Source organism: Paraferrimonas sp. SM1919 (assembly GCF_010993985.1).
Taxonomy (GTDB): domain Bacteria; phylum Pseudomonadota; class Gammaproteobacteria; order Enterobacterales; family Shewanellaceae; genus SM1919.
Window position 1 is genome coordinate 1 of sequence record NZ_WINH01000030.1, and the last position, 18,353, is coordinate 18,353.

General features: G+C 42.2%; 17 protein-coding genes and 1 pseudogene. 12 read left to right on the plus strand and 6 right to left on the minus strand.

From position 1 onward, the window contains the following. Positions 1–152, minus strand: a pseudogene (gene tolC, locus GFB48_RS17720) (outer membrane channel protein TolC); the annotation flags it as partial. Positions 153–353: 201 nt separating this feature from the next. On the opposite strand from tolC, the gene GFB48_RS15505 reads away from it, so the two are divergent. The 11 genes from GFB48_RS15505 (at position 354) to GFB48_RS15555 (ending at position 10,527) form a co-directional block, all read left to right on the plus strand. Next, positions 354–992: an NUDIX domain-containing protein gene (locus GFB48_RS15505; protein WP_163937843.1), complete on the plus strand. Its 639-nt coding sequence runs from the start codon at positions 354–356 to the stop codon at positions 990–992. Then, positions 979–1,416, plus strand: a complete 438-nt coding sequence (locus GFB48_RS15510; protein ID WP_163937845.1) for a DUF1249 domain-containing protein — start codon at positions 979–981, stop codon at positions 1,414–1,416. The genes GFB48_RS15505 and GFB48_RS15510 overlap by 14 nt, the downstream gene beginning before the upstream one ends. Further along, entirely contained in the window at positions 1,410–2,234 is an 825-nt protein-coding gene (gene cpdA, locus GFB48_RS15515) for a 3',5'-cyclic-AMP phosphodiesterase (protein ID WP_163937848.1), read from the plus strand. Before GFB48_RS15510 ends, cpdA begins: the two co-directional genes overlap by 7 nt. A gap of 47 nt (positions 2,235–2,281) precedes the next feature. Further along, positions 2,282–2,854 (plus strand): YqiA/YcfP family alpha/beta fold hydrolase, encoded by a 573-nt coding sequence (locus tag GFB48_RS15520; protein WP_163937851.1) that lies wholly within the window; start codon positions 2,282–2,284, stop codon positions 2,852–2,854. Between the two features lie 56 nt (positions 2,855–2,910). Then, a complete protein-coding gene (gene parE / locus GFB48_RS15525) occupies positions 2,911–4,800 on the plus strand; it encodes a DNA topoisomerase IV subunit B (protein WP_163937854.1) in 1,890 nt (629 codons plus the stop codon). Then, complete coding sequence (locus GFB48_RS15530; protein ID WP_240464891.1) at positions 4,800–5,906, plus strand: sorbosone dehydrogenase family protein; 1,107 nt, start codon at positions 4,800–4,802, stop codon at positions 5,904–5,906. Before parE ends, GFB48_RS15530 begins: the two co-directional genes overlap by 1 nt. Next, the gene (gene parC, locus GFB48_RS15535; RefSeq protein ID WP_163937862.1) at positions 5,903–8,182 is read left to right on the plus strand and encodes a DNA topoisomerase IV subunit A; all 2,280 of its coding nucleotides are present in this window, start codon (positions 5,903–5,905) and stop codon (positions 8,180–8,182) included. Before GFB48_RS15530 ends, parC begins: the two co-directional genes overlap by 4 nt. Positions 8,183–8,272: 90 nt before the next feature. Further along, complete coding sequence (locus GFB48_RS15540) at positions 8,273–9,001, plus strand: 1-acylglycerol-3-phosphate O-acyltransferase (RefSeq protein WP_163937865.1); 729 nt, start codon at positions 8,273–8,275, stop codon at positions 8,999–9,001. Between the two features lie 2 nt (positions 9,002–9,003). Beyond that, complete coding sequence (rraB, locus tag GFB48_RS15545; protein WP_163937868.1) at positions 9,004–9,387, plus strand: ribonuclease E inhibitor RraB; 384 nt, start codon at positions 9,004–9,006, stop codon at positions 9,385–9,387. A gap of 115 nt (positions 9,388–9,502) precedes the next feature. Then, positions 9,503–9,838: a CidA/LrgA family protein gene (locus tag GFB48_RS15550; protein ID WP_163937871.1), complete on the plus strand. Its 336-nt coding sequence runs from the start codon at positions 9,503–9,505 to the stop codon at positions 9,836–9,838. Next, complete coding sequence (locus GFB48_RS15555) at positions 9,829–10,527, plus strand: LrgB family protein (protein ID WP_163937873.1); 699 nt, start codon at positions 9,829–9,831, stop codon at positions 10,525–10,527. The genes GFB48_RS15550 and GFB48_RS15555 overlap by 10 nt, the downstream gene beginning before the upstream one ends. Before the next feature lies 1 nt (position 10,528). Here the strand turns inward: GFB48_RS15555 and GFB48_RS15560 are convergent, their stop codons facing one another. Further along, positions 10,529–11,464: a GGDEF domain-containing protein gene (locus GFB48_RS15560; protein WP_163937877.1), complete on the minus strand. Its 936-nt coding sequence runs from the start codon at positions 11,462–11,464 to the stop codon at positions 10,529–10,531. Then, positions 11,455–12,447 (minus strand): response regulator, encoded by a 993-nt coding sequence (locus GFB48_RS15565; protein ID WP_163937880.1) that lies wholly within the window; start codon positions 12,445–12,447, stop codon positions 11,455–11,457. Before GFB48_RS15565 ends, GFB48_RS15560 begins: the two co-directional genes overlap by 10 nt. Before the next feature lie 136 nt (positions 12,448–12,583). Between GFB48_RS15565 and GFB48_RS15570 the strand changes: the two genes are divergently transcribed. After that, the gene (locus tag GFB48_RS15570; protein WP_163937882.1) at positions 12,584–12,826 is read left to right on the plus strand and encodes a DUF1289 domain-containing protein; all 243 of its coding nucleotides are present in this window, start codon (positions 12,584–12,586) and stop codon (positions 12,824–12,826) included. Here the strand turns inward: GFB48_RS15570 and GFB48_RS15575 are convergent. The 3 genes from GFB48_RS15575 to pepA form a co-directional block, all read right to left on the minus strand. Next, positions 12,823–13,395, minus strand: coding sequence for an outer membrane beta-barrel protein (locus tag GFB48_RS15575; protein ID WP_163937885.1), 573 nt, complete (start codon positions 13,393–13,395; stop codon positions 12,823–12,825). The two genes, GFB48_RS15570 and GFB48_RS15575, sit on opposite strands and share 4 nt — an antisense overlap. A 245-nt stretch (positions 13,396–13,640) precedes the next feature. Further along, on the minus strand, positions 13,641–16,496 hold the full coding sequence (locus GFB48_RS15580) for a valine--tRNA ligase (protein WP_163937888.1): 2,856 nt from the start codon (positions 16,494–16,496) through the stop codon (positions 13,641–13,643). A gap of 208 nt (positions 16,497–16,704) precedes the next feature. Continuing rightward, positions 16,705–18,213 (minus strand): leucyl aminopeptidase, encoded by a 1,509-nt coding sequence (gene pepA, locus GFB48_RS15585; protein ID WP_163937891.1) that lies wholly within the window; start codon positions 18,211–18,213, stop codon positions 16,705–16,707. Between the last annotated feature and the right edge of the window lie 140 nt (positions 18,214–18,353).

The window sequence follows — 18,353 nt, forward strand, 5'->3', positions numbered from 1 at the left end:
TACTGGGCATCACGCTGGGCTTTGGCTTGTAGGACTTGTGGATCGTTTAGCAGAGCTTGCTGATATATCTGCATTAAGTCTGCTGCAAAAGTGCTGCTGCTAGCAGCTAATAATCCAACTGAGGCGCATAAAGTGCGTATCTTAAGTTTCATTGGCTATCCTTATCGATAGTGTGACTTGTTATTGAGCAATAATGCCTACCACTCAAAAGATGAATTCGGTTAATCTGTTTGTTTTAAATAGCTTTTTATTAGTTAATTGAATAGCAGTCAATCATTCAAGTGTAACAGTTTTTGAATTCTGCAATAAATAGCAAAAATTTAGTAAAGTATAGCTAGCAATTAATTGGATAAATGAGAAAGGGCTCACGATTGAAGCAAAGAATACCAAAATATAATCTACGGGATGTAGAAATTATAAACAAAGAGAGCTGTTATCAAGGTTTTTTTCAGCTTGATAGGTACACATTGCGCCATAAACGGTTCGACAATACAGACTCAGATATCATCCACAGAGAAATTTTTGAGCGTGGTGATGCTGTGGCAGTGTTGGCATACGACCCCAAACGTGATGAAGTGGTTTTGGTTGAACAGTTTCGGGCAGCAGCTCGCCAGCACCCCAGTTCCCCTTGGCTAATTGAAGTGGTCGCTGGAATGTTGGATAAAGACCTCTCGATTGAACAAACGGCGACTTTAGAATTGTTTGAAGAGACCGGTTTGAGGGCAAATAAATTAATGTTTATAAATAGCTTTATGACATCACCTGGAGGTTGTAGCGAGCGTATCAGTCTTTATTTGGCTTTAGTTGATGCAACCACCGCAGCAATCTCAGGTGGCGTTGATGATGAACATGAAGATATTTTGGTCCATACCATGCCAAGGCAACAAGCATGGCAATGGTTAGAAGCTGGAGAGATCGATAATGCGGTTACTATCATTGCGTTACAATGGTTACAGCTAAATTATTTAAATCTAGGCGATGATGAAAAGTAACTACCAACCTCGAGTCGCAAAACTGCTTAGTGTTTGCCAATTTAACTATACTTATCTTCAGCAATTGCTGCATCTGTTGGATGAGCAGCGAACCTCAATTGAATTTGATGAGATCAGGTTGAATTTAAATACACAAGATAACAGTACTTACACTGAAACTTTTGAGTTAAATATGAGTTGGACTAAGGTAAGCTTTTTACCTGATTTAAGCATGACCATTCGGCTTTATCATGATGCTAGATTGGCGGAAGTGTTAACTTACCAACAAGTTTCGCGATTACTTGCTGTATATAAATATCCAAATGATAATATGCACCAACCAGATGAAAAATATAGGGTTAATGCCTTCTTACAGCATGTACTAAAGAGCTGTTTAGAGTTAGTCGTAAAGAACCCGCCTCCATTAAGGGAGCCGAAGTGCTAGATATAAAACATTATCCCCAACCTGAAAGTGGCTGTGTAAATATTGTACAGGTGACTGACTGTCATCTATTTGCCGATAAACAGACCGCTTTACTTGGGATTAATGCCTGGCAGAGCTTCAATGCGGTGTTAGATGACATCCTTGGCATTGCTCATCAGCAGCATATGTTGCTAGCAACAGGTGATATTAGCCAAGACGGCACCGTTCAATCTTATCGTAATTTTAATCAATCAATCGCTAAGTTAGGGTTACCCGCGCATAATTTACCGGGTAACCATGATAATGGTGACAATCCTTTAAATGCAATCCATATACCTGGGCTGCATCCCCATAATGCGGTTGAGATTGGGAATTGGTTGCTGCTTCTGCTGAACTCGACTCAAGTTGGTAAGCCCTCTGGTTTGCTCCCTGCTTCACAGTTACAACTGATCACTGCAGCATTGAGCAAATATCCTAACCATCATATTTTGCTGTGTTTGCATCATAATCCAGTGTTAACGGGCTGTGATTGGTTGGATAACCACAGGCTATTAAACGGCCCGGAGTTTATTAAACACATTGAGGATCATGCCCAAATTAAAGGGGTGTTATGGGGGCATGTGCACCAACAAATGGACATTCAGCACCAGCATTTGAAAATGATGGCAACGCCTTCGACTTGGATCCAGTTTAAGCCCATGTGTGCTGATTTTACTTTAGATACGCTGCAGCCTGGTTATCGATTGTTACAGTTACACAGCGATGGTAGCATTAGCTCTGAAGTCAGACGGATCAGCGGACAAAAGTTTGTGCCCGATCCAAAAGCCCTTGGCTATTGAGGGCGAATATTAATCAGCTACCGTTGTCACACTAAGGAAAGAGCCCGATGTTGCTCTATATACATGGATTTAATAGTTCTGCCCAATCATTGAAAGCTAAGCTAGTCGTTGATTATGTTAAGCGAAATTATCCAGATATTAATTTACAAGTTCCTGAACTTGCCAATACGCCCACAGCCGCTATGGCTCAATTAGAGAGTTTAGTCGTAGAGGCGATTAACGATAATCAACGGGTTGACTTTATTGGCTCTTCATTGGGAGGCTATTTTTCAAATTACTTATGCCACCAATATGGTGGTAAAGCAGTATTGATTAATCCAGCAGTTAAGCCTTATGAATTATTAGTCGACTATTTGGGAGAGCAGTTAAATCCATATACAAACGTAAGCTATCAAGTACTTCCTAAGCATATTGAAGAGCTTAAAGCTTTCGACATCCCATTAGTACAACAACATGATAATATTTTACTTTTGCAACAAAGTGGGGATGAGGTATTAGACTACCGCCAAGCGATTTGGCATTATCAAAATTGTCAGATGTATTTGCAATCTGGTGGTGATCATAGCTTTATTGATTTTGAGCAGCTATTACCAGAGATTTTTGAATTTTTGTCCCTTTGACAATATAGCATTGGCAATGCAAAACTATAACTAGAACCATATTTAAGAATGATCCTATGAGCAATCAATATAACGCCAATTCCATCGAGGTACTAAACGGGCTAGATCCTGTAAAACGTCGCCCTGGTATGTACACCGACACCACTCGCCCTAACCACCTTGGTCAGGAAGTCATCGATAACTCTGTCGATGAAGCTTTAGCTGGGCACGCTAGTAAAGTAGAGGTCATTCTACATACCGATAACTCATTAGAAGTTATCGATGATGGCCGCGGTATGCCAGTAGATATTCATCCCGAAGAAGGGATCCCTGCGATAGAGTTAATTTTTACAAAATTACATGCTGGTGGTAAGTTCTCTAACAAAAATTACCAATTTTCTGGTGGCTTGCATGGGGTGGGGATTTCTGTCGTCAATGCCTTATCGCAACGGGTTGAGGTTGCTGTTCGTCGCGATGGTCAAGTCTATGAGATGGCCTTTGAAAATGGTGAGGTTGCGCAAAAGCTTGCGGTGACAGGTAGCTGTGGTAAGCGCAATACGGGTACCAGAGTTCAGTTTTGGATTGATCCAAGCTATTTCGACTCTGCCAATTACAGTGCCTTAAAGTTAACTCATTTATTACGCTCTAAGGCCGTTCTATGCCCTGGTCTGCATATTAAATTTGTTAATAAACAAACAGACGAAACGAAAGAATGGCTTTATGAAAAAGGACTCACCGATTACTTAAAGGATTCTCTAGGAGATCTCGTTCGGTTACCCCAAGAACCTTTTGTAGGGACATTTAGTGCAGAACATGAGGCAGCAGATTGGGCTGTTTGTTGGCTACCAGAGGGCGGAGAAGGTTTATCAGAGAGTTATGTAAACCTGATTCCTACGGCTTTAGGTGGTACCCATGTTAATGGCTTGCGCCAGGGGCTACTCGAGTCTATTCGAGAGTTTTGTGAGTTTAGAAATTTATTACCAAGAGGCGTTAAACTGAGTCCTGATGATATTTGGGACAAATGCAGCTATGTATTATCAGTGAAAATGCAAGATCCACAATTTGCTGGGCAAACCAAAGAAAAGCTATCTTCTAGACAGTCGGCAGCATTTGTTTCTGGTTTGGTAAGGGATGCGTTTAGCCTTTGGCTAAATGAACATACCGATCAGGCGGAATTGATTGCTGAGCTATGTATTAATAATGCTCAAAAACGTCTCCGCTCGGCGAAAAAAGTTGCCCGTAAAAAAGTGACCCAAGGGCCAGCATTGCCGGGTAAATTAACCGATTGTTCTTCTCAAGATCCTAGTCGCGGAGAGCTCTTTTTAGTCGAAGGGGATTCAGCCGGCGGTTCTGCAAAGCAGGCTCGAGATCGCGAGTTTCAAGCGATCATGCCATTGCGTGGTAAAATTTTGAATACTTGGGAAGTGGATGCTCAACAGGTGCTCGCCTCCCAAGAAGTACATGATATCTCGGTTGCTATCGGGTGTGATCCTGATTCAGATAATTTAGCGGAATTACGCTACCATAAAATTTGTATTTTGGCTGATGCTGACTCCGATGGATTGCATATCGCTACTTTGTTATGTGCGTTATTTTTGAAACACTTTAAAGTCTTGGTTGAAGCGGGTCATATTTATGTGGCGATGCCACCGTTATATCGAATTGATATCGCTAAAGATGTTTACTACGCATTAGATGATGCTGAAAAACAAGGTATTTTAGATCGATTAGCAGCAGAAAATCGCAAAGGTAAAATTCAGGTAACTCGCTTTAAAGGTTTGGGTGAAATGAATCCAATACAGTTAAGAGAAACCACTATGGATCCAAATACCCGTCGCTTAGTACAGCTAACGATCGATGATTCTGAACAAGTGATGGGCTTGATGGATATGCTACTTGCTAAGAAACGCTCTGGAGATCGCAAGGTATGGTTGGAAAGTAAAGGGGATATCGCGGAGTTAGTTTGATGCCATGGATAGGGATTATCTGCGCTATTTTATGTTTCTCTGTTCATGCCAGAGAACAGGTAAAAGTAGCTAAAGGATTAAAAGTAGAGTTGTATGCCGCCGGCTTAAAAGGCGCTGAACATATCGCAGTTGGTCCAACTGGGCTTGTTTTTGCTTCCGCTCCAGAGGCTGGAGTGATTCATGCTTTAATTGACTTTAATAACGATGGCCGTATTGAGCGTAAAATCACCCTTAGCAAGGGGCTGTCATTCCCACAGGGAATGACATTTATAGGGAATGATTTGTATGTTCTTAATAGTAACAAGTTATTAAAGTTCGCTGAAATTGAAAGCCGATTAAATAAGAAACTGCGGCCACAAATTGTCCTTGATAATTTACCACAAAACCAGAATGTAAATTATTCGAGGATATTAAAACTAGGGCCAGATAATTGGCTTTACGCTACAATTTCCAGTGGTTGCAATGTTTGTCAACCCCAACAACTGCACGGCTCTATTATAAAAATTAACCCCGTAAACAATGAAGTGAAGCAAATTGCAGCGGGGATCAGAAATGCCGGAGGCATTGACTGGAGCCCATTGGGGCAACAATTATGGTTCAGTGATAACTCCAGAGACTGGCTCGGAGATAATGTTCCAGCGGATGAAGTTAATCGAATTAGCTTTCAAGGAGAGCACTTTGGTTTTCCTTATCGACATGCAGGAAATATTGAAGAGAAAAGTTACGTTAAGCCAGCAAGGCTACAAATAACGCAACCTGCTTTTTTATTGCCTGCCCATGTTGCGCCAGCAGGAATATTATTTTATGAAGGTGAAATGTTACCCAAGCCATTCCAAGGTTCGTTACTGATCGCTGAACGGGGTTCTCGCTACCGCTCTTCAAAGGTTGGCTACCAAGTGACCAGTTTGAGGTTCAACGGGCAAGGTATACCAATCAATCGCAGTACCTTTGTCAGCTTTCTTGATGGTGAATTTCCCACCGCAAGTCCAAGTGATATAGCCCAATTAACAGATGGTTCAGTGTTAATCAGCGACCGTTTAAAAAATAAAATATACAGAATTACTCATCACAAAGATGATGTTGCCGATAGGGAAAATAAATTATGAGTGATGCCATTGACTTAACTTCTGATGGAGTTGAACAGCTGTCGATAGGACGCTTTAGTGAAGATGCATACTTAAACTATTCAATGTACGTGATCATGGACAGGGCATTGCCTCATATCGGCGATGGCTTAAAGCCTGTTCAACGACGCATTATTTATGCGATGAGCGAATTGGGCTTGTCGGCAACGGCAAAATATAAAAAGTCCGCTCGTACCGTTGGTGATGTGTTAGGTAAATATCATCCCCATGGTGACAGTGCTTGTTATGAAGCTATGGTATTGATGGCACAACCGTTCTCATATCGTTACCCATTGGTTGATGGTCAAGGTAACTGGGGGGCGCCAGATGATCCTAAGTCCTTCGCAGCAATGCGTTATACCGAATCTCGCCTAGCCAAGTTCTCAGAAGTTCTATTGAGTGAATTAGGTCAAGGTACCGTTGATTGGGGGCCAAACTTTGATGGCACCATGAAAGAGCCACTGACGCTGCCGGCACGTTTACCCCATATTTTACTTAACGGTATCACAGGGATTGCGGTCGGGATGGCGACCGATATCCCACCTCATAATGTTAAAGAGGTCGCGAATGCGTGTGTGCATCTATTGGCAAATCCTAAAGCTGAACTTGATGAGGTTTTAGAACATGTACAAGCACCAGATTATCCAACAAATGCTGAAATTATCACCCCTGCAGACGATATCAAAAAGATTTATCAAAGTGGTAAGGGCAGCATTAAAATGCGCGCTGTTTATACGATTGAAAATGGTGATATCGTCATTAATGCACTCCCCCATCAGGTAAGTGGCGGTAAAATTTTAGAACAGATTGCAGCACAAATGCAGGCTAAAAAATTACCGATGGTAAGCGATCTTAGGGATGAATCTGATCATGAAAATCCAGTGCGATTAGTCATCACGCCAAGATCGAACCGGGTAGATAGCGAACAAGTTATGCAGCACTTGTTTGCCACCACTGATTTAGAAAAGAGCTATCGCATTAACCTCAATATGATAGGTCTTAATGGCAAGCCACAAGTTAAGGGGCTGGTGCAGATCCTCAAGGAATGGTTAGAGTACCGTATTGCAGTGGTGACTCGTCGTATTCAGTATCGTTTGGATAAAGTGCTTGCTCGCTTACATGTGTTAGAAGGCTTATTAATTGCGTTTTTGAATCTTGATGAAGTCATTGAGATTATTCGAAATGAGGATGAACCTAAGGCCGCTCTTATTGCTCGCTTTGGATTGTCGGATAAGCAAGCTGAATCCATTTTAGAGATTAAATTACGACAACTGGCCAAGCTTGAAGAAATTAAAATTCGTGGTGAGCAAGCAGAGCTCGAGCAAGAAAGGGAAAAGCTGGAGCAGTTACTCGGTTCTGAAGCTAGGATGAAGACGCTAGTTAAAAAAGAAATCCTCAAAGATGCCGAAAACTATGGTGATGAGCGTCGATCACCTTTGGTGGCTCGAGCTGAAGCTAAAGCATTAACTGAAAATCAATTGATGCCATCAGAAGCCATTACGGTAGTCCTATCAGAAAAAGGCTGGATACGTGCGGCTAAGGGGCATGATATCGATGCGGCCAGCTTAAGCTATAAATCAGGTGATAACTATTTGACTAGTGCCAAAGGTCGCTCAAATCAGCCAGTAGTTATGCTGGACAGTTCAGGTCGTGCTTTTAGTACTGAGACCCATAGCTTGCCATCGGCCAGAAGCCAAGGTGAACCGGTCACAGGTCGATTTAATATTGTCGCTGGTGAGCAAATTGAACAGGTATTGATGGGGCTAGACGATCAGCAATATCTTATGGCGTCAGATGCGGGTTATGGCTTCATTTGTAGTTTTAAAGATATGCTTTCACGCAATAAAGCAGGTAAAGCCTTATTAAGTTTGCCTTCAGGCGCCAAAGTGATGCCACCGCAAGTCGTTAGCGATCAGCAAGCGAATATTCTGGCAGTGACTAACGAAGGTCGAATGTTGATTTTCCCATTACAAGCGTTGCCTTCTCTATCAAAAGGTAAGGGTAATAAAATCATAGGAATACCGACAGCTAAGGCAGCCAACAGAGAAGAATTACTGACTCAGATAGCCTTAGTGCCTGAACATTCAAGCGTGACTTTGTGGGCTGGCAAGCGTAAATTGACCCTCAAACCAAGTGATTTAGAGCACTACAAAGGTGAACGAGGTCGTCGTGGAGCTAAATTGCCAAGGGGCCTACAAAGAGTCGACAGTATTGAAGTCGAGCAACAAGCGGATAATGAGGCTGAAGTCACAAGCTAGCACAAAAAACAACCAGCCCTAAAAAATAGGCTAATGAAGATAACACTAAGCTGTTATAATCATTAGCCTAAGTATTTTAGGGCTGTGATTATGCTACTCGTTGTTCGATCTTTATTGTTGTTATTGCTGTTAGTCGCTGGGTTTATTTTTTCAATACTCCTCGTTATTGCTCGCCCTAGACATAATAATAATGTCTATGTGTTTGCAAAAATTCTGAGTAGCTGCCGTCACCTTCTAGGGATTAAAGTCACCGTCAGAGGGCAAGCTCCCGCAGGTAGCCATATTTATATTGGCAACCATCAAAATACCTTCGACTTATTTACAATTACCGCCGCAGTTCAACCTGGTACCGTAAGCTTAGGTAAGAAGAGCATTCTTTGGATGCCATTTTTTGGCCAATTATATTGGTTGATAGGCAATATTTTAATTGATCGTAGTAATCGTCGTAAGGCCATTAAAACACTTAACAAAGCCACTAAAAAGCTCCATAAAACGGGGCGCTCCTTATGGGTTTTTCCGGAAGGAACTCGTTCTAGAGGGCGTGGCATATTACCTTTTAAATTAGGGGCTTTCCATACGGCTCTTGCTGCAAAATCTGATATTGTGCCAGTGGTAGCTTCATGTCAGCAGGGGCTCAGTTTGAATCGTTGGAATAATGGTGAAATAATTATAGAAATTTTGCCGCCGGTGAGAACCGATGGTATTGCGCCCGAACAAATTAAACAACTGGCTGAATCAGCTCGAGCTCAAATGGTCGAATGTTTTGATCGACTAAATGCTGAGCTTGGTAGTAAACCTAAATTAGATAAACAAGGTTAAACATGAGCATTGAACAAATTCTTAGTGAACAATTTACTGAAAATCAATCTATCGTAAAAGAGCTGCTTGCTGATGGTTCAGATCCGGATGCGCTTTATACTATTGAGCACCATATCGCCAGCAGTAACTTTGAAACTCTGGAAAGGGCAGCAGTAGAATGTTTCAAGCAGGGTTATGAAGTAACCGATGCTGAACAATTAGAATTGGAAAATGGCGCAATCCTTTTCAGTTTTGATATCATTATGGAACAAGAACTTGAAGTTGAAAGGCTCAATATTGACTGTAAAACAGTAATAGAGCTCTGTCAGAATCTTGGGGTAGAATACGATGGCTGGGGAACCTACTTTATGGATCCCGATGCCGATTACTCACAAGATCAAGATTAATCTGTAATTAATAAGGTTGTTATTTAACAGCCTTTTTTTTGAAGCTAATTTTAGTCTTATTGGTTGTGAATTAGCATTTTTTCAATACTCAAGATAGTTAACATGGAGAGTCATCTTGCATCAGCTACGGGCAATATCTGTGGTACTACTGTGCTACTGGACTGGGTTAATAACGGTTGATTATTTTCAGCTGAGTATCCCTGTAAGTATTTTAGCCATGTTAATTCTCCTGATCGCTTTAGTGACTAAGCTGGTACCACTGCAATGGATACAGTCATTGTCCCAGTGGGCGATGGCGAATATGTCAGTGCTGTTTGTGCCGGTGATTGTGGCATTATTAGCCGTCCAACAACAACTTTTGAGCCAAGGTTGGGCAATTGTGTTGGGTACTGCGTTGGCGACCTTGCTGCAACTGATAGTGATTATGTTAGGCTTAAAAAAATGGAAATAACTCTAATAAGCGCATTAAGTCTAAGTCTAACCTTAGGGCTATTTAAGTTATGCCAGCATTGGCAAAGGCGTTTTAAATGGTTAAATCCAGTGATTTTTACCAGTCTGCTGATCATGATAGCTATTTTGCTGTTTAATGTTATTAATCTAGAGGATTATCAGCAAGGTACTCGGGTTGCCTACTTATTACTGGAGTGGGTTGTCATCTTGTTTGCCGTACCCTTGTATAATGTTATTCAACAGGGTAAACGCCACTTTTTGAAATTAGCCGTAATTTGTTTGATGCTAACTGGTTTAAGCACAGTTATCGGTACAATTATATATTATTTATTAGGTCTGTCTGAGGCTCTCCAGCAGTCTTTGGCTGGAAAAAGTATTACTACGCCATTGGCGCTAGTGGTTACGGCAGAGTTAGATGGTGTGTTAGCCTTGAGTGCATTCTCGGTGACGATTGCAGGTTTAACAGGATCGTTAAGTTGGCCATGGTTAGTTAACTTGCTGAAGATAGAAAACAATAAAGTCATAGGTGTGGCGGTAGGCAGTTCTTCCCACGCAATGGGTACGGCTTCATTACTAAGGGCTAGTGATACTGCGCTTAGTTATAGTGCTTCAGCTTTGGTTCTGTGCGGTGCCTTTAGTGTCTTGATTATACCTTGGCTAACGCCAAAACTATTGCTGCTATTGTATTAAATTATGCCCATTCTGTGCGGTTTCTACCGTTGGCTTTGGCTTGATAAAGTGCCTTATCGGCCAGTTCAATCCAATCGTTAATATTGTTGATGCTGCCATCAAGTTGGGCGATACCGATACTTACGGTAATGTTAAACTCTTGATTTTTATTGCAAAACACCAGTTTCTCAAGGTGTTTATGAAATCTTCTGGCAAAATAATTGGCGCTACTTCGGTTTGCATCCGGCAAAAGAATGGCGAATTCTTCACCCCCTAAGCGGGCCGCAATATCGGTTTTTCGAAGTGATTCTTTTATCATTTTACCGAGATTATGCAGTACTCTATCACCAAATAAGTGCCCATAAGTGTCATTAATACTCTTGAAATGATCAACATCAATAATGAGTAAACTGGCATGGGTTTTATTCCGATGAAAATGCGCTAATTGCTTCTCTAGTGACTGCATCATAAATTCACGATTATACAGATGAGTAAGCCCATCTGTTTGGCTAACTTGCTCCAATTTGAGTTTAGAATGGGCAATTTGCGACACGTCGTAAACCAAAATGCTGAGTAACTCAAAATCACCATTAGCATTTAGAGTCGGCTGTAGGGTGATATTTTGGTACATTTTATTGCCTAAGCCCGTTAACGGTTGCGACTTGATAAAAGGAAATAAATGCGGCCTCTGCTCCCAGTTAATAAAGGATCGATTTTTATACATAAAGGCGGCTTTGATTTTTTGTCTTAACCAAGTCTCAGGGAGTTCTGGGCAGGATTTAAATAGATCTTTTCCTTGAATTTGCGCAAAAGAAATACCTGAATATTCCTCCATAAATCTATTCCAATTATGCACAATGCCATGTTGATCTATCATTACAACACCGATTTCAAGGTTATTGAATAAATCTTCTAGGTTTCCTGTGTGCTTTTTAAGGTTGCTGCTGATTAGTTCCATACTTTGATCTTACTTAATTTATTCTCCAGTACAGCAATGGAGTGCTCACCTATTACCACCAGTAATTTACAATCGATACTAGTAGCAGGAATTCGATAGTTCATTTCTATCACTAAGTGTTGCTCAGTAGAATTTCGGTGGTTCTCGAATATTTCTGCCAGACAAAGGTGGTGGCCCAAAATGACAGGGTTATTTTGATTTAATTGACAAGCAAGCAATTCAGCAAATCCTGCTAAAAATGCCCCTACCAGCATATTGGATAAGTCCACTAAAATCTCTGCTTCAGGATGCTCCTGTTCACTAATTTCCATGATAGTTGCCATTTCTTCGAAGCCATTAATGTTAAATAGCAGCATGGCTTCACCACTTAATCCTGACCCTATAAAGCTTTGGCAGACTGCGGAGATTTCATCCTTAGGAAAAGTTGATAATTGTGCGGTGAGTTGACCAAGATTACTCAGATAAGAACTTGGACTTTGGATTTCAACGAAGCGATCATAGAGTAACCCAAATAGCGATGCTGAATTTCCCATGGCAATATTAGCAAGTTCTTGGCTAGCCTCAATTAAATCTGGGGTGACTGCATGAGGGCAAGTCTGAGCGCTAATCTGATGGGGTTCATTGATCCCTAATTGCTTAAAAGCCAAAAAGACATCTTCACTATAAATGGGCTTTTCTAGAAAAAGTTGGGCACCAAGTTGGGCTACTTTTTGTTTGGTCTTTAACTGGCAATCAGCAGAGATCACTATTATCTTCAAAGAAGGGTAGCGGGGTTTGATAAACTCCAAAATATCAAAACCACTGATGTTCGGCAGGTTTAGATCAAGTAATAAGACATCAATAGTTTGATTAGCTAATACCGCGTATGCTTGCTCAGCATTTTGTGCCAGGAAAATATCAACATCAAATAAACTGTTAATAATATTTGAGGTATGCTTCCTAGCAAGTTTAGAATCATCACATATTAATATTTGTAGTTTCATATTAGGTATCCTTACCTAAAAAATGTCTCCACAATTTTATAGCAGAGTATATTCAGTAATTTTGAAAAACTTATACAACATTTAACTATAAAGTAGCATAGTTGTAAATGTTTACTAACCAGATAAGAGCGCTAATTTGCAGCAGATAGAGATCTTTGAAATACCAAGCCCATGTGTTGGGGTTTGTCAAAACAATAACAAAGGTTATTGTCGAGGTTGTGCACGCTCAAGGCAGGAAAGGTTTGAGTGGCAAACCTACAGCGATGCTCAAAAAAAAGAAGTCATCAGGTTATGTAATCAGCGAAAAGCCAGAAGTAGAAATCGTGACTTCAAAAAAGAAGCCACTAATACCAATTCTCAATTAGATTTGGATTTTTAGAAGGGCACTGAGAAGCCGCCATCAAAACTGATGTCGTATTCATTTTGAGTCAGGTTGTACTCATAAGAGGTACTGAAATCAAAGCTTAAGTGATCATTGATTGGGGTACTAATCCCTAATGAGACACCGGTTGACCAGTCACCGTCAACAAATTCATACTCTTTGCGCGGGTTTGAATCTTCTAAGAAGCCCTTAGCGATACCTGTGGTAATCGTAAAGGTATCATTGATAGCGTAATTGACCGTAGCAATGGCAGTAAAGGTATGACTTTGCTTGTTTGGGCCATTATCTTGAGGCTCAACTTCTTGGTCCCAAGCAAGGACACCAGAAACTGACCACTTGTCATCAAGCATATGGGTGTAGCCACCGCTAAATCCCCAAAAGTATTTATCTTTACCTGGATAAATACCAAAGCTAGGACCGAAATTTATTCGACCATCCATAAGGGTTATGCCACCAAGCCCAACTTTATTTTGAGTGCGGGGATCTTTTGCTTTTGATGATGGCTGTTCAGCTGCTATTGCAGTAAATGTTAAGCCACTAGCTAATAGTAAAGCTATTAATCTCATTCAGTATCGCTCTTAGTAATAGGCTCATATGAGTATAGATGACAGACAGTGATCCGTAACATCAATATAGAATCGAGTATGGCATATAAATACTTAATAGGTAATGAATACTTCATTATAAATTAATTTTTACAAGCACTTTTTACATGAGTGTTAACGTCAATTAATTATGTAAAGAATATGCAAAAAGCATATAAAAAAGGCTGCCTAGGGGCAGCCTTTAATCATTGCAGTCAATGAATCTCTTATAAAGAAGCTAATTGCTGTTTTTGTTCGTTTAGCTTAGCCACGTCACGACGCATTTCATCAAGCTTAGCTTGTTCTTTTTCGATTACTGCAGCAGGGGCTTTACTAACAAAATTGTCGTTGTTTAGCTTGCCTTCAACGCGGGCGAGATCCTTGTTGATCTTTTCTAGCTGTTTATCGATACGAGCCACTTCCGCTTCCACATCGACCAGACCTGCCATAGGGATAAGCAGTTCCATGTCTCCCACAAGCGCAGTGGTAGAAAGCGGTGCGGTGTCATCCGCGCCTAGTACCTTAATGTCTTCAAGGTTAGCCAGCTTAAATAGGAAGGTTTGGTTTTCCTGCAGGCGGCGCTCGGCATCTGTATCTAGGTTGCGCACTAGTGCGTTTAGTGGCTTGCTTGGCGAGATAGCCAGTTCAGCACGGATATTACGTACCGCAACAATGGCTTGTTTTAGCCACTCAAGGTCACTCATTGCTTGCTTGTCTACCGCAGAACCATCAAATTCTGGGTAGGCGGCTAGCATAATGGTGTCACCAGTGACGTTAACTAGAGGCTTAACACGGTTCCAAATGGTTTCAGTAATGTATGGCATTACTGGGTGCATTAGACGCATTAGGGCTTCTAAAATGGTCACTAGGGTATGACGTGTACCGCGTTGCTCGGCTTCGTTACCGCTTTGTAGAACCGGCTTAGTGAGTTCTAGGTACCAGTCACAGAATTGATTCCATGTGAACTCATATAGGGCATTGGCGGCAAGGTCGAAACGGTAGTTGTCAATGTGGCCCGATACCTGTTGTACGGTTTCATTGAATAGACCAACAATCCATTTGTCTGCCAGTGATAGTGTCATGTCACCGCCGTTTTGACCGCAATCTTGTTCTTCGGTATTCATTAACACATAACGAGAAGCGTTCCAAATCTTGTTGCAGAAGTTACGGTAGCCATCAAGACGACTCATATCCCAGTTAATGTCACGACCAGTTGAAGCCATTGCCGCTAGGGTAAAGCGCAGCGCATCGGTACCGTGTGGGTTGATGCCATCAGGGAACTGCTTCTTGGTCGACTTACCAATCTTGTCAGCAAGCTTAGACTGCATCATGTTCGAAGTACGCTTATGCAGTAGGCTTTCAAGGTCGATACCGTCAATCATATCGAGTGGGTCAAGCACGTTACCCTTAGATTTAGACATCTTGTCACCGTTTTCATCACGGATAAGACCAGTAACATAAACGGTTTTAAACGGTACCTGTGGTTTACCGTCTTCATCTTTGATGAAGTGCATGGTCATCATGATCATGCGGGCAACCCAGAAGAAGATAATATCGAAACCGGTTACCAGTACGTCAGATGGGTGGAAAGTCTTAAGGTCTTCGGTGTTCTCTGGCCAACCTAGGGTCGAGAAGGTCCAAAGTGCAGAAGAGAACCAAGTATCAAGGACATCATCATCTTGCTTAAGAGTAACATCGCTGCCTAGGTTGTTATTTTGACGAACTTCTTCTTCAGAGCGGCCAACGTATACTTTACCAGCTTCATCGTACCAAGCAGGGATTCGATGCCCCCACCATAACTGACGAGAAATACACCAGTCTTGAATGTCACGCATCCAAGAGTAGTACATGTTTTCATATTGCTTAGGCACAAACTGAATGTCGCCATTTTCTACGGCTTCGAGGGCGGTTTTCGCCATCGGCGCAACGGCAACATACCATTGGTCTGTCAGTAGTGGCTCAATCACCACCCCAGAACGGTCACCATAAGGGATGGTTAAAGCATGATCTTTAATTTCGTCAAGCAAACCCAGTTGCTCAAACTCAGCAACAATGGCTTTACGGGCGGCAAAACGCTCTAGACCGTGATAACGCTCTGGCAGTGGCGCTTCAATGTCTTTATTTAAGGTGCCATCGGTGTTGATCACTTCCGCTTCTGTACGAACTTCAGCGTTTTTAGTGAAGATGTTGTACATTACAAGGCCAGCACGCTTACCTACTTCATAGTCGTTAAAGTCGTGGGCAGGGGTGATTTTCACACAACCTGTGCCTTTTTCCATATCCGCGTGTTCGTCACCCACAATTGGGATGCGACGATTAACGATAGGAAGAATGATCTCTTTACCGATTAAATCTTTGTAACGAGGATCTTCAGGATTTACGGCAACCGCAGAGTCACCCAGCATGGTTTCTGGACGAGTGGTGGCGACCACTAGGTAGTCTTTACCATCAGAAGTTAGGGTGTCATCTGCTAATGGGTAGCGGAAGTGCCACATATGGCCTTGCTTGTCTTTGTTTTCTACTTCAAGATCAGAAATCGCAGTGTGCAGTTTTGGATCCCAGTTTACCAGGCGCTTACCACGGTAAATTAGGTCGTCTTGGTATAGACGAACAAACACTTCTTGTACGGCTTTAGATAGACCTTCGTCCATGGTAAAGCGTTCACGATCCCAATCTACCGAGGCACCAAGACGACGTAGCTGTTTAGTAATGGTACCGCCGGATTGTTCCTTCCAGTCCCATACTTTATCCATGAAAGCATCACGGCCAATATCGTGACGTGATAACCCTTCTTCAGCTTCCAGCTTACGCTCAACCAGCATTTGCGTGGCAATACCTGCGTGGTCAGTACCCACTTGCCAAAGGGTGTTCTTACCCTTCATACGTTGGTAACGAATTAGGGTATCCATGATGGTATCTTGGAAAGCATGACCCATGTGTAGGCTACCGGTGACGTTTGGTGGCGGGATCATGATTGAGTAGTTACCGTTTGATTGGTCACCACTTGGCTTGAAGTAACCTTTCTCTTCCCAAGCTTGATATAGGGCTTGCTCGATTGAATTAGGATTGTAAGTCTTTTCCATGGAATCGATATTCTCTGAAGTTAGGCCATAAAGGCGATAGCATTAGCGCTATTTAAACCGAAAACGCCGCTTTTGGCGGTTTTGTGTTCAGTTTTTCGTAAATACTTATAAACCCCATATTATGACGTAAAAATGCACTAGGCTCTAGGGGATAGCAAAAAAAAACGGCAAGCTAAGCTTACCGTTTTTTAAAATTGTTAACTTAAGTTTACTCTTGGCTGCTGGCGTCAACGCGGTTCAGTAGGAATTGAGCCAAAATAGGTACAGGACGGCCGGTGGAACCTTTATTCTTGCCAGACTGCCAAGCGGTACCAGCACAGTCAATGTGTGCCCAGTGGTACTTTTTAGCAAAGCGAGATAGGAAACACGCCGCAGTAATGGTCCCGGCTTCTTTGCCACCAATGTTAGCCATATCCGCAAATGGGCTGTCCAGTTGTGACTGATACTCATCCCATAATGGTAAGCGCCATGCGCGGTCACCGGATTGCTCACCCGCATTTAAAATTTCATGGGCAAGGGGATTATGGTTAGCCAGGAGACCTGAGGCTTGACCACCTAAAGCGACCACACAGGCACCGGTTAGGGTGGCGGTATCAATCACTAACTCAGGATCAAAACGCTCAACGTAAGTTAGTGCGTCACACAGCACTAAACGGCCTTCGGCGTCAGTGTTTAACACTTCCACGGTTTGACCAGACATGGTAGTTAAAATGTCCCCAGGACGGTAAGCACGGCCAGAAGGCATGTTCTCACAGCCCGCTAGAATACCAATCACGTTTAATGGGAGATCCATTTCAACTAGGGTTTGCATTGCACCAAGAACGCCCGCAGCACCGCCCATGTCATATTTCATCTCATCCATGCCAGCGCCAGGTTTAAGTGAAATACCACCGGAATCAAAGGTTAAACCCTTACCAATTAACACAATAGGACGAGCGCTTGAATCTGGATTACCTTGGTAGTTCATTACTGTCATGATTGATTCGTTGTCACTACCACGGCCAACCGCTAAGTATGAATTCATACCCAGCTGTTCCATTTGTTCTTCTCCTACCGTTGTTACTGTCAGCTTGTCAAAGTTCTCGGCCATTTGACGAGCTTGTGAAGCAAGGTAAGCGGGATTACAAATGTTTGGTGGCATGTTGGCCACGTCACGACAAAGCTTCATACCCGCAGCCACCGCATTACCATGATTAACGGCCTGTTCTCCTAGCGTTAATTCACGGCGGGTAGGTACGTTAAAGATGAGTTTACGAAGGGGGCGACGGTATTCATCTTTTTTGCTTTTTAGAACATCAAAATTATAAAGACTGGCATGGCTAGTCTCTACGGCTTGACGAACTTTCCAATAAGTGTCGCGACCTTTAACATGAAGCTCGGTTAGGAAACATACTGCTTCCATTGAGCCAGTTTCATTTAGAGTATTGATGGTTTTAGTGATAATTTGCTTATATTGACGCTCATCAAGTTCACGTTCTTTACCACAGCCAACCAGCAGAACCCGCTCAGAAAGGACATTAGGTACATGATGCAGCAACAGCATTTGTCCTGGCTTACCTTCAAGATCGCCACGACGCAGTAGGTTTGAAATATAACCTTCACTAATTTGATCAAGTTGCTCAGCAATGCCTGATAAACGACGGGGCTCGTAAACACCAACTACAATACAAGCAGAACGTTGTTTCTCAGGGCTACCGCTCTTGACATGAAACTCCATGAACACTCCTAATTATTAAAGACATACAGTCATTATTGTTAGATAATAAAGCTTTCCGCGATTTCAGTTCAGCTAATCGGGATAGTTTAAATTTTTATATTTTTGTTCGCGCTTTACCTTAAGAGTAGGGTCTAAGGCTA

Excerpts from the sequence above, each read along its gene's own strand:
- GFB48_RS15505 (WP_163937843.1), top strand. The coding sequence starts at position 354 with ATGAGAAAGGGCTCACGATTGAAGCAAAGAATACCAAAATATAATCTA.
- GFB48_RS15510 (WP_163937845.1), top strand. The coding sequence starts at position 979 with ATGATGAAAAGTAACTACCAACCTCGAGTCGCAAAACTGCTTAGTGTT.
- GFB48_RS15520 (WP_163937851.1), top strand. The coding sequence starts at position 2,282 with ATGTTGCTCTATATACATGGATTTAATAGTTCTGCCCAATCATTGAAA.
- parE (WP_163937854.1), top strand. The coding sequence starts at position 2,911 with ATGAGCAATCAATATAACGCCAATTCCATCGAGGTACTAAACGGGCTA.
- GFB48_RS15530 (WP_240464891.1), top strand. The coding sequence starts at position 4,800 with ATGCCATGGATAGGGATTATCTGCGCTATTTTATGTTTCTCTGTTCAT.
- parC (WP_163937862.1), top strand. The coding sequence starts at position 5,903 with ATGAGTGATGCCATTGACTTAACTTCTGATGGAGTTGAACAGCTGTCG.
- GFB48_RS15540 (WP_163937865.1), top strand. The coding sequence starts at position 8,273 with ATGCTACTCGTTGTTCGATCTTTATTGTTGTTATTGCTGTTAGTCGCT.
- rraB (WP_163937868.1), top strand. The coding sequence starts at position 9,004 with ATGAGCATTGAACAAATTCTTAGTGAACAATTTACTGAAAATCAATCT.
- GFB48_RS15555 (WP_163937873.1), top strand. The coding sequence starts at position 9,829 with ATGGAAATAACTCTAATAAGCGCATTAAGTCTAAGTCTAACCTTAGGG.
- GFB48_RS15560 (WP_163937877.1), bottom strand. The coding sequence starts at position 11,464 with ATGGAACTAATCAGCAGCAACCTTAAAAAGCACACAGGAAACCTAGAA.
- GFB48_RS15565 (WP_163937880.1), bottom strand. The coding sequence starts at position 12,447 with ATGAAACTACAAATATTAATATGTGATGATTCTAAACTTGCTAGGAAG.
- GFB48_RS15575 (WP_163937885.1), bottom strand. The coding sequence starts at position 13,395 with ATGAGATTAATAGCTTTACTATTAGCTAGTGGCTTAACATTTACTGCA.
- GFB48_RS15580 (WP_163937888.1), bottom strand. The coding sequence starts at position 16,496 with ATGGAAAAGACTTACAATCCTAATTCAATCGAGCAAGCCCTATATCAA.
- pepA (WP_163937891.1), bottom strand. The coding sequence starts at position 18,213 with ATGGAGTTTCATGTCAAGAGCGGTAGCCCTGAGAAACAACGTTCTGCT.